The sequence below is a fragment of the Streptomyces spinoverrucosus genome (assembly GCF_006539505.1).
GTDB classification, from domain to species: domain Bacteria; phylum Actinomycetota; class Actinomycetes; order Streptomycetales; family Streptomycetaceae; genus Streptomyces; species Streptomyces spinoverrucosus.
The window spans coordinates 136,756-151,873 of sequence record NZ_BJND01000008.1; the positions used below are offsets into that span (position 1 = coordinate 136,756).

Below are 15,118 nucleotides of genomic sequence, written 5' to 3' on the forward strand. Positions count from 1 at the left end.
CTTAGCCTCACCTTAGCGGATCGGCCAAGAAGGCGTGGCGGCAGGATGCGGTGGTACGCGCACATGAATGAAGGAGACTGTCGTGTCGGCGAACAGCTTCGACGCCCGCAGCACGCTGCAGGTCGGCGACGAGTCGTACGAGATCTTCCGCCTGGACAAGGTGGAGGGCTCGGCCCGGCTCCCCTACAGCCTTAAGGTCCTGCTGGAGAACCTGCTCCGCACCGAGGACGGCGCGAACATCACCGCCGACCACATCCGCGCCCTCGGCAACTGGGACTCGCAGGCCCAGCCGTCGCAGGAGATCCAGTTCACGCCGGCCCGCGTCATCATGCAGGACTTCACCGGCGTCCCCTGTGTCGTCGACCTCGCCACCATGCGCGAGGCCGTCAAGGAGCTCGGCGGCGACCCGGCGAAGATCAACCCGCTGGCCCCGGCCGAGCTGGTCATCGACCACTCCGTCATCGCCGACAAGTTCGGCACCAACGACGCCTTCAAGGTGAACGTCGACCTGGAGTACGGCCGCAACAAGGAGCGCTACCAGTTCCTGCGCTGGGGCCAGACCGCCTTCGACGAGTTCAAGGTCGTCCCGCCCGGCACCGGCATCGTCCACCAGGTGAACATCGAGCACCTGGCCCGTGTCGTCATGGTCCGCGACGGCAAGGCGTACCCGGACACCCTGGTCGGCACCGACTCCCACACCACCATGGTCAACGGCCTCGGCGTCCTCGGCTGGGGCGTCGGCGGCATCGAGGCCGAGGCCGCGATGCTCGGCCAGCCCGTCTCGATGCTCATCCCGCGCGTCGTCGGCTTCAAGCTGACCGGCGAGCTGCAGCCCGGCACCACCGCCACCGACCTCGTGCTGACCATCACCGAGATGCTCCGCAAGCACGGCGTGGTCGGCAAGTTCGTCGAGTTCTACGGCGAGGGCGTCGCCGCCACCTCCCTCGCCAACCGCGCCACCATCGGCAACATGTCCCCCGAGTTCGGCTCCACCGCCGCGATCTTCCCGATCGACGATGAGACGCTGAACTACATGCGCCTGACCGGCCGTTCCGAGCAGCAGGTCAAGCTGGTCGAGATGTACGCCAAGGAGCAGGGCCTGTGGCTGGACCCGGCCGCCGAGCCTGACTTCTCCGAGAAGCTGGAGCTGGACCTGTCGACGGTCGTCCCGTCGATCGCCGGTCCGAAGCGCCCGCAGGACCGCATCGTCCTCGCCAATGCCGCCGAGCAGTTCAAGCAGGACGTCCGCAACTACGTCAACGACGAGTACGAGGCCAGCAAGGAGTCCTTCCCGAGCTCCGACGCCCCCTCGACCATCCCGAACGGCGCCCCGTCCAACCCGGTCCCGGTGACCGCCCCCGACGGCACGACCTACACCCTGGACCACGGTGCGGTCACGGTCGCGGCCATCACCTCCTGCACCAACACCTCCAACCCGTACGTCATGGTCGCCGCGGCGCTCGTCGCCAAGAAGGCCGTGGAGAAGGGCCTGACCCGCAAGCCGTGGGTCAAGACCACCCTCGCCCCGGGTTCGAAGGTCGTCACCGACTACTTCGACAAGGCGGGCCTGACCCCGTACCTCGACAAGGTCGGCTTCAACCTCGTCGGCTACGGCTGCACCACCTGCATCGGCAACTCCGGCCCGCTGCCGGAGGAGGTCTCCAAGGCCGTCAACGACCACGACCTCGCCGTCACCTCGGTCCTGTCCGGCAACCGCAACTTCGAGGGCCGGATCAACCCCGACGTCAAGATGAACTACCTGGCGTCCCCGCCGCTGGTCGTCGCGTACGCCATCGCGGGCTCCATGAAGGTGGACATCACCAAGGACGCGCTGGGGACGGACCAGGAGGGCAAGCCGGTCTACCTGTCCGACATCTGGCCGTCCGAGGCCGAGGTCAACGACGTCGTGGCGAACGCCATCGGCGAGGACATGTTCAACAAGTCCTACTCCGACGTCTTCGCGGGCGACGCCCAGTGGCAGGCGCTGCCGATCCCGACCGGCAACACCTTCGAGTGGGACCCGCAGTCCACGTACGTCCGCAAGCCCCCGTACTTCGAGGGCATGACGATGGAGACCACCCCGGTCTCCGACATCCCGGGCGCCCGCGTCCTCGCCAAGCTGGGCGACTCGGTCACCACCGACCACATCTCCCCGGCCGGCGCCATCAAGGCCGACACCCCGGCGGGCAAGTACCTCACGGAGCACGGCGTCAAGCGCGCCGACTTCAACTCGTACGGTTCCCGCCGCGGCAACCACGAGGTCATGATCCGCGGTACGTTCGCCAACATCCGCCTGCGCAACCAGATCGCGCCGGGCACCGAGGGCGGCTACACGCGTGACTTCACGCAGGAGGGCGGCCCGGTCTCCTTCATCTACGACGCCTCGCAGAACTACCAGGCGGCCGGCACCCCGCTGGTCGTCCTCGCGGGCAAGGAGTACGGCTCCGGCTCCTCCCGCGACTGGGCGGCCAAGGGCACCGCGCTCCTCGGCGTCAAGGCCGTCATCGCCGAGTCGTACGAGCGCATCCACCGCTCCAACCTCATCGGCATGGGCGTGCTGCCGCTGCAGTTCCCGGAGGGCCAGTCCGCCGCGTCCCTCGGCCTGACCGGCGAGGAGACCTTCTCCATCACCGGCGTCACCGAGCTGAACGACGGCACCACGCCGCGCACGGTCAAGGTCACCACCGACACGGGCGTCGAGTTCGACGCGGTCGTCCGGATCGACACCCCCGGTGAGGCCGACTACTACCGCAACGGCGGCATCATGCAGTACGTGCTGCGCAGCCTGATCCGCAAGTAACGGATCCGGTAGGGCGTTCGGGCCGCATCCCCGGTCAATGGGGGTGCGGCCCTTTGCCGTACCCGTTTGTCGTACCCGAATTTTTTGGGGCGGAGCGGCCGTTTACAAGCGAGCCGCTCCGCGCTAGCTTCCGAAACAGGTGGGTGGGAGCGCTCCCATATGACGGCGGGCGGACCGGAACCCGCGTGCCCGGGTCCGCTCCCACCTCGCCGAAAACACACTCACGAACGGTTTTCTAACGACCTTTCCGCGAAGGGACGTTGATCTGTCATGCTCACAACACTCCCCGACTCGCCACCCCCCGACCGGCGATTACCACGCCGAGCCTTCCGCCCCACCGCCCTCCTCCTGGTCCTGCTCTCCCTGCTCGCGACGATCCCCGCCGTCGGCCTGATCGTCCTCAGCTCCGGCAGCCCGGCGGAGGCTCACGGCACGCCCATGAAACCGGCCAGCAGAACCTTCCTGTGCTGGCAGGACGGCCTCACCGACACGGGTGAGATCAAGCCGGTCAACCCGGCGTGCAGGGCGGCGCAGCAGGTCAGCGGGACGACCCCGTTCTACAACTGGTTCTCCGTGCTGCGCTCGGACGGCGCCGGCCGCACCCGCGGCTTCGTACCGGACGGCGAGCTGTGCAGCGGCGGAAACACCAACTTCACCGGGTTCAACCTGCCGCGCGACGACTGGCCGCTCACCCACCTCACCTCGGGCGCGACCGTCGACTTCTCCTACAACGCCTGGGCCGCGCACCCGGGTTGGTTCTACGTCTACATCACCAAGGACGGCTTCGACCCGAACCGGACCCTCACCTGGGACGACATGGAGGAACAGCCGTTCCTCAGCGTCGACCACCCGCCGCTCAACGGCAGCCCGGGCACGGTCGAGGCCAACTACTCCTGGACCGGAAAGCTCCCCGACAACAAGTCGGGACGCCACATCATCTACATGGTCTGGCAGCGCTCCGACAGCCAGGAGACCTTCTACTCCTGCTCGGACATCGTCTTCGACGGCGGCAACGGCGAGGTCACCGGTGTGAAGGACCCCGGCAACCCGCCGACCGAGCCCCCGCCCGGCACCTGCACGGCCACCCGCGGGACCACCGGCAGCTGGAACGGCGGCTACCAGTCCGAGGTCACCGTCACCAACACCGGGGACGTTCCGATGCTCGGCTGGATGGTCGACTGGACGCTGCCGAGCGGCCAGCGGGTGGAGAGCCTGTGGAACGGCACTCCGACCTACAACGGCCAGGCCGTGATGGTGCACAACGCCGGCTGGAACGGATCGCTGGATCCCGGAGAGAGCACCACATTCGGTTACGTCGTCTCCGGCTCCGGCGGTGATACGACGGCGAGCCTGCCCTGCCGGGTCGGCTGACCCACGCCGCCCACGGCGGACCCGGTGGTCGCCGAGCCGACGACCACCGGGTCCAACCGTTTCCGAAGGATCCGCCGGATCAGGCGGGCTGCACCCCCGCCACCCGGTCCTGCACGACCACGCTGGCCCGCGTGCTGATCGGCGAGCCGGGGCGGGTGACGTAGTCCAGGACGCGGAAGTCGTTGCGCCACACGTCCGGCGTGACCGTCACCGACGAGTAGCCGCGCTGGGAGTTGAAGAACTTCATGTGCGGGTTGGCGTCGAGGTACGTACGGTCGAGGTCGTAGCCGTCGCCGCCGCTGGTGATGGACGTGCCGACGAACTCCGAGCCGACGACGGCGGAGTCGGGGTCGGCGTAGTTCAGATGCAGGTCGGCGGCGTAGTTCTGGTGCCGGTCGCCGGTGATGACGACCAGGTTGCGCACGCCCTGCTGCTGGGCGGCGGCCAGGACGCGGTTGCGCTCGGCGACATAGCCGTCCCAGGGGTCGTACCAGACGTCGGTCACCGCCGGATCGGGGTTGCGGTCGGTCTGGATCATCGGGGCCTGGTTGCCGAGGATGTGCCAGCGGGCCGAGGACCTGCGGAAGCCCTCCAGCAGCCAGGCGCGCTGCTTGCCGCCGAGCATGGTGCGGTCCGGGTCGAACCGGTCGGCGCAGTCGGTGCCGCCGCCGTCGCCGCACGGCTGGTCCGAGCGGTACTGGCGGGTGTCCAGCATCGTGAACTCGGCGAGGCGTCCGTACGGCAGCCTGCGGTGCAGGCGGATGTCGGGACCGGAGGGCATCTGCGCGGCCCGCATCGGCATGTTCTCGTACATCGCCTGGAAGGCGTCGGCCCGGCGCTGCAGGAAGCGCTCGGTGGTGTCGTTCTTCTGCTTCGGGTCGGCGTTCTCGGGGATGTCGTCGGCCCAGTTGTTGTCGACCTCGTGGTCGTCCATCGTCTGGATCCACGGGAACGCGGCGTGCGCGGCCTGCAGCGGGGCCTCCGACTTGTACAGCGCGTACTGCAGCCGGTAGCGGGACAGCTCCACCGTCTCGGTGTGGAACCGGGGGTCGGTGGTCACACCGCGCTTGTTGGTGCGCACGCCGTACTCGTAGAGGTAGTCGCCGAGGTGTACGACGAGATCCAGATCCTCGTTCGCCATGTGCTCGTACGCGGTGTAGTAGCCGTCCTGCCACGCCTGGCAGGAGGCGAAGGCGAACCGCAGCCGCCGCGGCATGGCGTACGGGTGCGGCGCGGTACGGGTACGGCCGACCGGGCTGATGTGGCGGCCGACCCGGAACCGGTAGAAGTAGTCCCGGGCGGGCTGCAGCCCGGACACCTCCGGGTGCACGGAGTGGCCGAGCTCGGGTGTGGCGACGACACTGCCGCGCCGTACGACGGCCCGGAACCGCTCGTCCCTGGCGACCTCGTACTCGACCCGGACCGGCCGGTCGGGCATGCCGCCGCTGCCGTCCTCCGCGAAGGCCTCCGGCGCCAGGCGGGTCCACAGCACCACACCGTCGTGCAGCGGGTCGCCGGAGGCGACGCCGAGGGTGAACGGGTAGGCGAGATGGGCCGGGGCCGCGTAGGCGGCCGAGGCGGTCCAGGAGCCAGTGCCGAGAAGTACCGCGCCGGCGCCTGCGGCGGAGAAGCCGAGGAAGCCGCGGCGGGACACTCCGGAGAACTGCATGACAGTCAACCTCACTGCGTCGGGCCGGTAGGACCCGGCGATCCCATCCGCGGCAGACGGCATCCAGCGGGCGTCGGGGCGAACGCACTTTGTCGCCTGCGGCAACAAAGCGGGCTGACGGTGTGTCAGGCACCGGAAGGCGCATCCCTCGGCTGTCACAGAACGACGACACGCCCGGCCCGGGGCCGCGACGAAAGCGGCCTCCGAACCGGGCGCAGGCCCTCTGACCGGCCGACTTACCGGCCTAGCAGCTCGACCTCCGAGAGCGTCGCCTCCCCTCCGCTGAAGACCAGGCGGTACTTCGCGTACTCACCGGCCCGTGCCACGGAGAACGCCCGCGTCTGCCGGTCCCACCGGAAGGCGTCCCCCGCACGCTCGTCCAGGGTCCGCCACCTCTTGCCGTCCGCCGACCCCTGGAGCTTCCACCCGGTCGGGGCCTTCGCGTGGTCGGACGAGGTGAGCGTGTACTGCACCGCCTTCGCCCGCCCCGACACCGGCAGCTCCACGGACGTCACGCTCGCGTCCGTCGCCGACGTGTTGTCGAAGAGGGCACCCTCGCCCGTGATCAGGTCGGCCCGCGGCGTCGGCACCTTGTCGTCCTTGGTGATGGAGACCGGCGCCGCGTTCTTGCCCGTGCCCCACTTCGACGGCCTCGGCCCCATGTCGAACTCCAGCACCCCGCCCTTGGCGAGCAGCGAGTGCGGAAGCGACGTCGACGTCCAGCTGCGGCCGTTGACCTTGAGACCCTGCACGTAGATGTTCTTCGCGCTGTTCTTCGGCGCCCGGACCACCAGGTCCCGGCCGTTCTCCAGATGGACCGTCGCCTTGGTGAACAGCGGTGAGCCGACCGCGTACTCGCCGCTGCCCATCACCAGCGGGTAGAAGCCGAGCGCGGAGAACAGGAACCAGGCCGACTGCTCGCCGTTGTCCTCGTCACCGTGGTAGCCCTGGCCGATCTCGCTGCCGGTGTAGAGACGGGACAGCACCTCACGGACGTTCTTCTGCGCCTTCCAGGGCTGACCGGCCGCGTCGTACATGTAGATCGCGTGGTGGGCGACCTGGTTGGAGTGCCCGTACATGCCCATCCGGACGTCCCGCGCCTCCGTCATCTCGTGGATGACACCGCCGTACGAGCCGACGAACTCGGGCGAGGCCGTCTCCGGCGTCGCGAAGTACTCGTCGAGTTTCTCCGCGAGCCCGCTCCGCCCGCCGTACAGGTTGGCGAGCCCCCGGCTGTCCTGCGGGGCGGTGAACGCGTAGCCCCAGCCGTTGGTCTCGGTGTAGTCGTAGCCCCACACGCGCGGGTCGTACTTCGAGGACTCCACCCGCCAGTCGCCCTGCGCGTTCCGGCCCTGGAAGAAACCGGCTTCGGAGTCGAAGAGGTTGACGTAGTCCTGGGCGCGGTCGAGGAAGTACTCGGACTCCTCCTTGTAGCGCTTGTCCCCGGTCTTCTCGTACAGCGCCCGGCCCATCCGCGCGATGCCGTAGTCGTTGAGGTAGCCCTCCAGCGCCCACGACAGGCCCTCGTGCGTGTCGGTGCTGGTGTAGCCGAGGAAGGGTGAGGTCGCCATGCCCTTGCGGCCCACGCCCGACGACGGCGGCACCACCGTCGCGTTCTTCACCGCCGCGTCGTACGCCGCTTTCGCGTCGAAGTCGACGCCCTTGACGTACGCGTCCGCGAAGGCGACGTCCGACGAGGTGCCGGTCATCAGGTCGGCGTAACCCGGCGAGGACCAGCGCGAGGTCCAGCCGCCGTCCTTGTACTGCTGCACGAACCCGTCGACCATCTCGCCCGCCTGGGACGGCGTCAGCAGCGAGTACGCCGGCCAGGTCGTCCGGTATGTGTCCCAGAAACCGTTGTTGACGTACACCTTGCCGTCGACGATCTTCGCGCCGGTGTGGGTCGGCGTGTCCTGACCCGGCATCGGGGAGAACGGGGAGGCGTACTTGTACGTGGAACCGACCTTCTCGAAGCCGGAGTTGGGGTACAGGTACAGCCGGTACAGGCTGGAGTACAGCGTGGTCAGCTGGTCCGGCGTAGCGCCCTCGACCTCGACCTTGCCGAGCAACCGGTCCCACTGCCGTTGCGCCTTCGCCTTGACCGCGTCGAAGGAGGTGCCGTCGGGGATCTCCTGACGCAGGTTGTCCTTGGCCTGGTCGACGCTGATCAGCGAGGTCGCCAGGCGCAGCGTGACCGTGCGGTCGGCGCCCGCGTCGAAACGCAGGTAACCCTTCACCCCGCTGGACGAGCCCTCGGTCACCGGCTTGTCGAAGGTGCCGTAGACGAACAGCCGGGTCGCGCCGGTCGACAGGCCGGACTTCACGTCCGAGTAGCCGGTCACCACGCCGGTCTCCTTGTCGAGGCTCAGACCGGCCTGGTCGGTCACGTTGTCGAACAGGACGCTCGCGTCGTCGCCGGGGTAGGTGAACCGGAGCATCGCCGCGTGGTCCGTCGGGGTCATCTCGGCCTTCAGACCGTTCTCGAAGCGCACCCCGTAGTAGTGCGGCCGCGCGACCTCGTTCTCGTGCTTGAAGGCCAGGGCCCGCGCCGTCCGCCCGATGTCCGGGGTGCCGGTGGCGGCGGACGGCATCACCTGGAAGGTCTGCCGGTCGCCCATCCAGGGGCTCGGCTCATGACTGGCGCTGAACGCCTGGATCGTGGGCAGGTTGTCCGCGTTGTTGGCGCGGGCGTAGTCGTAGAGCCAGCTGAGCGAGCCCGCGTTGGTCACCGGCGTCCAGAAGTTGAAGCCGTGCGGCACGGCGGTCGCGGGGAAGTTGTTGCCGCGTGAGAAACCGCCGCTGGAGTTGGTGCCGCGCGTGGTGACCGCGTAGTCCGACAGGTGCGCCTTCGGCTTCTCGGGAGCCTTCACGGCCAGCGACACATCGTCCACCCAGCCGCGGAACTTCGCCGGTCCGGCCGGGGAGTCGTACGCCACCAGGATCCGGTCGACGGTCTTCCCGGCCGCCACCGAACCGATCCGTGAGACGACATTGTTCCACTGGTTGACGTACAGCACCTTGGCCTCGCCCTGCCCGCGCGGGGAGAGCCGGAAGCCGTGCTGGTCGCTCGCCCCGAGGTCGCTCAGGTGGGTGCCGTCGGTGAAGGCGAGGTCGACGGAGACGTTCGTGGCGTCGTAGTCCCGGTCCCCGTCCGCCATCGACGGGAAGATCCGGTACGACAGTTCGGTGTCGCGGCCCACGGCCACGTCGACGTCAAAGATCTTGTTGTACGAGTAGGCCCGGCCGTCCGTGGTGTGCCGGCCGGCGTACCGCAGCGCCCGCTTGCCGGTGAAGCCGGCGCCCGCCTTCGCGGTGGGCGAGCCGCTCGGGCCGCGGTCGACCAGCGACAGCATGTCCTGCGGTACCGGGCCGTCGCTGCCGCCCGTGGAGAACTGCACATCCGCCAGCTGAAGAATGGTTCCGCCGTTGTTCTTGGTGACGTCCAGCCGATAGTGCTGGAACTCGGCGGCAGCGGTTTCCGCGATGTCGTACGTCTTCGTCTGGAAACGCTCCGAGAACGCCTCACCGGCGCGGCTGTCGAGCGTCTTCCAGTCCTTGCCGTCGGTGGAGCCCTGCAGGGTCCAGTCCACCGGGTCGCGTTCGTTGTGGTCGTTGGCCGAAGTAAGGGCATACCGGGCGAGTTTCACCGGTTTGTCCAGGTCGAACTCGACCCAGCCCGTGGGCGTGAACGTCAGCCACTTGGTGGTGGGCTCGGTGTCGACGAGGTTCTCCTTCACCTCGCCGGCGCCGCTGTTCTCGCCGTTCGCCCGTACGTCGGTGACGTGGTCGGTCACATTGCCGGGAATGCCGCTGCTGTAACCGCCGTCCACGCCGGCGGCCCGCTTGCTGCCGTCCGGTGCGGTGTCGACGGTGTTCAGCCAGTCCGGTGCGGGCTCCCCCGTCTCGAACGAGGACGTGAACTGCCGGTCGGCGGCCGTCGGTGCGGCGGGCAGGGCGACCGCCGCGCCCTGCGAGCCCACGGCCAAAGCAAAGGCGGTCGCCGTCACGACCGCCGGACCCCATCTGTACCGAGCTCTCTGCTGCTTCAACGGGTACCCTCCCTGCGCGCCGGACAACGTTGTCAGCTTCGCTGCGCAAGGACCAGTTGTGGCTCAAGTGCCGGGCCTTGTCAAGGGTGTTGGCTGTGGCATTCGGGGCCTTTGCCACGGACTTTTCCGGCAAGGCGCCCACAGGCCGCTCATATTTCCGCGAGGTCTCAACTCGGAAAAGACCGTTGGCCAACCTTGCATTTGATCTTGCTCCGCCGACCGGAAGTGGACTATACCTGTCGGCACTTCGCATGATTCCGCACTTCCTGCACGACCCCAGCTTGACCCGATCGCGGTGCCGGGGAGGATCCGGTTCACCGCCTGAGTCCTGGAGAAGGCGAGGACTTGAGCATGGGATCCACTTCCGCCCAGAACCCTGAGAACAACGGCTCCGCGGGTGTAGGCCGCCGCGATCTGATCAAGCGTTCTGCCGCGCTCGGCCTGATTTCCGTACCGACGATGAGCTTTTTGTCCGCGTGCGCCAGCAGCGGGGGAGGCGACAACGGGGACAAGGCGAAGGAGGGCGAGAAGACCGCGAAGAACCCGCTCGGCGTCAATGACACCGCGCCGATGGAGTTCGTGCTGTTCGACGGCGGCTTCGGCAAGGAGTACGCCGAGGACGCCGTGAAGATCTACGAGCAGAACTTCCCCGAAGTGGACGTGAAGTTCTCCGCCACCCAGAAGATCCAGTCCACGCTCCAGCCCCGCTTCAACCAGGGCACCCCGCCGGACCTCATCGACAACTCCGGTGCCGAGCAGATGGACATGGGCGTCCTCTCCAGCAAGAACCAGCTCGCGGACCTCACTCCGCTGCTGGACGCCCCGTCGTACGACGACCCCAACAAGAAGGTCCGCGACACGCTGCGCCCCGGCATCGTGGAGATGGGCCAGCTGGACGGCGACCCGGTCTGGATCATGTACTACGCCTACACGGTCTACGGCGTCTGGTACTCGCAGAAGGCCCTGGACTCGCTCGACGAGCAGTACCCCGAGACCTGGGACCAGATGCTCGCGGTCTGCGAGAAGGCCAAGAAGAAGGGCATGGCGGGCTGGACGTACGCGGGCAAGTACCCGTACTACCTCCCCTTCTCGCTCTACCCGATGATCGGCAAGGTCGGCGGTGTCGAGGTCCTGGACGCCATCGACAACCTGGAGCCGAACGCCTGGAAGCACCCGGCGGTCAAGGCGTGCTTCGAGGCCTACTACGAGCTCTACAAGAAGGGCTACGTCCTCAAGGGCACCCCCGGCCTGGACCACATCCAGTCGCAGACCGCGTGGGCCCAGGGCAAGGCGCTGTTCATCCCGAACGGCTCCTGGGTGGAGAACGAGTCGGCCAACGTGATCCCGGCCGACTTCAACCTCGCGGTCTCCGCGCCGACCGGTATCGACAGCTCCGACAAGCTGCCCTTCGGCACGATCTGGGCCTCCGGCGGTGAGCCGTTCATCGTCCCGGCCAAGGCGAAGAACCCCGCGGGCGGCATGGAGCAGCTGCGCATCATGCTGAGCGAGGCGAGCTCCAAGAACTTCACCAGCAAGGTCAAGTCCCTGACCGCGTACAACGGCGGCACCGACGGCATCACCCTGACCCCGGGTCTGAAGTCCGGCGTCGCGGCGCTGGACAAGGCCGGCGAGAACGTGGTGAACCCGCGGATGCAGGACTGGTACGTGCAGCTTCAGAAGGAGAAGATCGGCGTCTCCTGTCTCGGCGAGATGATGGCCGGGCGTCTCACCCCGGCCGAGGCCATCAACAAGATCCAGGGCTTCGCCGACGAAACCGCCAAGGACTCGTCGATCAAGCACTACAAGCACCAGTAGGTCCGGTGAGGATCCGTCACCAGCGGCTGCGTCCGCGCGCAGATCGGGGTCGATAGCACATGCAGCACGGCAAGTACCGGTTCATCGTGGGGTTCCTCGCGGTGCCCCTGGGGCTGTACGCGCTCTTCGTCATCTGGCCGTTCATCCAGTCCATCTACTACTCGTTCACGGACTGGACCGGCCTGAGCCCCGAGTTCAAGATGGTCGGTTTCGACAACTACGAGCGGATGCTCGACGACGACATCTTCTGGAAGTCGTTGCAGCACAGCCTGTTGTTCGCGTTGCTGCTGCCGCTGGTGACGCTGAGTTTCGCGCTGTTCCTCGCCTTCATGATCAATGTGGGCGGACGACGCAGAAAGGGCGGCCCGGCGATCACCGGTGTCCGCGGGTCCTCGTTCTACAAGATCGTCTATTTCTTCCCGCAGGTGCTGTCGATCGCGATCGTCGCGCTGCTGTTCGCCTTCGCGTACAACCCGGACAGCGGCGCGATCAACTCGATCCTGCGCGGGATCGGGCTCGACAGCGTCCAGCCGCTGTGGCTGGGCGACCCGAACCTCGCCCTGTGGGCCGTGATGGCGGTGATCGTCTGGTCCACGGTCGGGTTCTTCGTGGTCCTGTTCTCCGCCGGGATGGCCTCCATTCCGGCGGAGCTGTACGAGGCCGCACTGCTCGACGGCGCCGGCCGTGCCGCCACGTTCTTCCGCGTCACCCTGCCGCTGCTGTGGGACACCGTGCAGTCCGGCTGGGTCTACATGGGCATCCTCGCCCTGGGCGCCGAGTCGTTCGCGGTCGTACACATCATGACGACCGGGCCCGGCGGTCCCGACTACTCGACCACGGTGATGGTCCTGTACGTGTACCAGAAAGCGTTCCGTGACGGGCAGGCCGCCTACGCCACCACGATCGGCGTGGCCCTGCTCATCGTCACGCTGGCCTTCGCCGCGATCATCATGCGGCTGGGACGGCGCGAGCGGCTGGAGTTCTGACAGATGAAGACGACCGAGACCACCGCTCCCGTACCGGCCGAGTCCGGTATGCCCGTCACCAAGACCGGCCTGCCGTCCGAAGTGCCCTCCCGCGACAAGAAAGAGGGCGCCGTCCTCAACGTCTTCTCGCACGGCGTTCTCGTCATCTGGGCGTTCATGGTCGTCATGCCGCTGCTGTGGGCGGTGATGACGTCCTTCAAGGACGACCGCTCCATCTTCGGCTCGCCCTGGTCGCTGCCGGACACCCTGCACTTCTCGAACTGGTCGCGGGCGTGGACCGAGGCCAACATGAGCGACTACTTCCTCAACACCGTCCTGGTGGTGGGGGGTTCACTGGTCGGCACGCTGGTGCTGGGCTCGATGGCGGCGTACGTCCTCGCCCGCTTCGAGTTCCCCGGCAACCGCCTCATCTACTACCTGTTCATCGGCGGCATGAGTTTCCCGATCATGCTCGCGCTGGTCCCGCTGTTCTACGTCGTGAACAACATGGGCCTGCTGAACACGATCCACGGCCTGATCCTGGTCTACATCGCGTACTCACTCCCGTTCACGGTGTTCTTCCTGACGGCGTTCTTCCGCACGCTGCCGACGTCGGTGGCGGAGGCGGCCTTCGTCGACGGCGCCTCCCACACCCGGACGTTCTTCCAGATCATGCTCCCCATGGCCAAGCCCGGCCTGGTCAGCGTCGGTATCTTCAACTTCCTGGGCCAGTGGAACCAGTACATGCTCCCCACGGTCCTCAACACCGACCCCGACAAGCGCGTCCTCACCCAGGGCCTGGTTCAGCTGGCCGTCAGCCAGGGGTACAAGGGCGACTGGTCCGGCCTCTTCGCCGGTCTGGTGATGGCGATGCTGCCGGTGCTGGCGGCCTACATCGTCTTCCAGCGCCAGGTGGTGCAGGGGCTGACGGCGGGGGCGCTGAAGTAACGGCAGTAGCACTCCGTAATCGATCGCACGCACACCGCTTCCCCCTCCGGGAGCGGTGTGCGTGCTGTGCGCGCGGTCCCGAAACTGTTCAACCTCTTGACGGGAGGCACCCCGTACGGCTCAGCTTAGAGTTCACTAGTTGGACATAGACGGGGCCTCATTGAAGCGGTCCCGCGCGCAGGAGGTCGTCGTGGAGACTCCGGGGTCGCAGTCGTCGCTGCACCGAGCCAACCTGGAGCGGGTGGTCCGAGCCGTACGGCTGGCCGGATCCCTCACGCAGGCGGAGATCGCAAGGACGACCGGTCTGTCCGCGGCGACGGTCTCCAACATCGTCCGCGAGCTCAAGGACGGCGGAACGGTCGAGGTCACGCCCACATCGGCGGGTGGCCGCCGGGCCCGCAGCGTCTCGCTCAGCGGCGACGCCGGCATTGTCATCGGCGTCGACTTCGGGCACACCCACCTGCGCGTCGCGGTCGGGAATCTGGCCCACCAGGTGCTCGCCGAGGAGTCCGAGCCGCTGGACGTCGACGCCTCCGCCGCGCAGGGCTTCGACCGGGCCGAAGAGCTGGTCAACCGGCTGATCGCGGCGACCGGGGTGGATCGGGCCAAGATCGCCGGGGTGGGCCTCGGCGTCCCCGGGCCGATCGACGTGGAGTCCGGGACGCTGGGCTCGACCGCCATCCTGCCCGGCTGGACCGGCGCCCGGCCCGCCGAGGAGCTGCGGGGGCGGCTCGGCGTACCGGTGCACGTGGACAACGACGCCAACCTGGGCGCCTTGGGCGAGCTGGTGTGGGGCAGCGGCAAGGGCGTGCGGGACCTGGCGTACATCAAGGTCGCCAGCGGTGTCGGCGCCGGGCTGGTGATCGACGGGAAGATCTACCGAGGTCCCGGCGGCACCGCCGGAGAAATCGGACATATTACACTCGACGAGTCCGGCCCCGTCTGCCGCTGCGGGAACCGGGGCTGCCTTGAGACCTTCGCGGCCGCCCGCTATGTGCTTCCGCTGCTCCAGCCCAGCCACGGCAACGACCTGACCATGGAGGGCGTCGTACGGCTGGCGCGGGACGGTGACCCGGGCTGCCGTCGGGTGATCGCCGACGTCGGCCGCCACATCGGCAGCGGAGTGGCCAACCTGTGCAATCTGCTGAACCCGAGCCGAGTGGTCCTGGGCGGTGATCTCGCCGAGGCCGGAGAGCTGGTGCTCGGGCCGATCAGGGAGTCCGTCGGCCGCTACGCCATCCCCAGCGCCGCGCGCCAACTGTCCATTCTCCCAGGGGCACTTGGCGGCCGTGCGGAGGTGCTCGGAGCGCTCGCCCTCGCCCTCAGCGAGATGGGCGATTCGACACTTTTGGACGGCAGTGCCGCCGGCAAGCTTCCCGTTGCCGCACCTGCCTTCACTTAGAGAACGGATGGCACCGTTGCCAACCCGTTAAGGATTTACTTCTTGACGTCGCACGTGTGGCCGAGTTGACTTCCAGCCACCTCGGCCGCAACGACGCGG

Annotated in this window: 8 protein-coding genes; 6 read left to right on the forward strand and 2 right to left on the reverse strand. The window is 67.9% G+C overall.

The features are described from left to right. The first annotated feature begins 82 nt into the window (after positions 1 to 82). Both acnA and SSP24_RS06765 read left to right on the forward strand, forming a co-directional pair. Complete coding sequence (gene acnA, locus SSP24_RS06760) at positions 83 to 2,800, forward strand: aconitate hydratase AcnA (protein ID WP_141307867.1); 2,718 nt, start codon at positions 83 to 85, stop codon at positions 2,798 to 2,800. Positions 2,801 to 3,070: 270 nt separating this feature from the next. Beyond that, positions 3,071 to 4,171 (forward strand): lytic polysaccharide monooxygenase, encoded by a 1,101-nt coding sequence (locus SSP24_RS06765; RefSeq protein WP_141307868.1) that lies wholly within the window; start codon positions 3,071 to 3,073, stop codon positions 4,169 to 4,171. A 79-nt stretch (positions 4,172 to 4,250) separates the two neighbouring features. On the opposite strand, the gene SSP24_RS06770 is transcribed toward SSP24_RS06765, so the two are convergent. After that, positions 4,251 to 5,840 carry an alkaline phosphatase D family protein gene (locus tag SSP24_RS06770; RefSeq protein ID WP_141307869.1) on the reverse strand — a complete coding sequence of 530 codons (1,590 nt, stop codon included), beginning with the start codon at positions 5,838 to 5,840 and terminating at the stop codon, positions 4,251 to 4,253. 236 nt (positions 5,841 to 6,076) lie between these two features. Continuing rightward, positions 6,077 to 9,826, reverse strand: a complete 3,750-nt coding sequence (locus SSP24_RS06775; protein WP_141308230.1) for a GH92 family glycosyl hydrolase — start codon at positions 9,824 to 9,826, stop codon at positions 6,077 to 6,079. Positions 9,827 to 10,240: 414 nt separating this feature from the next. Between SSP24_RS06775 and ngcE the strand changes: the two genes are divergently transcribed. From ngcE to SSP24_RS06795, 4 genes are all read left to right on the forward strand, one after another. Next, positions 10,241 to 11,704 (forward strand): N-acetylglucosamine/diacetylchitobiose ABC transporter substrate-binding protein, encoded by a 1,464-nt coding sequence (gene ngcE, locus SSP24_RS06780; protein WP_141307870.1) that lies wholly within the window; start codon positions 10,241 to 10,243, stop codon positions 11,702 to 11,704. 59 nt (positions 11,705 to 11,763) lie between these two features. Beyond that, positions 11,764 to 12,690: a carbohydrate ABC transporter permease gene (locus SSP24_RS06785; RefSeq protein ID WP_141307871.1), complete on the forward strand. Its 927-nt coding sequence runs from the start codon at positions 11,764 to 11,766 to the stop codon at positions 12,688 to 12,690. 3 nt (positions 12,691 to 12,693) lie between these two features. Beyond that, positions 12,694 to 13,617, forward strand: coding sequence for a carbohydrate ABC transporter permease (locus SSP24_RS06790; protein ID WP_141307872.1), 924 nt, complete (start codon positions 12,694 to 12,696; stop codon positions 13,615 to 13,617). A gap of 190 nt (positions 13,618 to 13,807) precedes the next feature. Then, entirely contained in the window at positions 13,808 to 15,019 is a 1,212-nt protein-coding gene (locus tag SSP24_RS06795) for an ROK family transcriptional regulator (protein WP_141307873.1), read from the forward strand. Positions 15,020 to 15,118 lie beyond the last annotated feature (99 nt).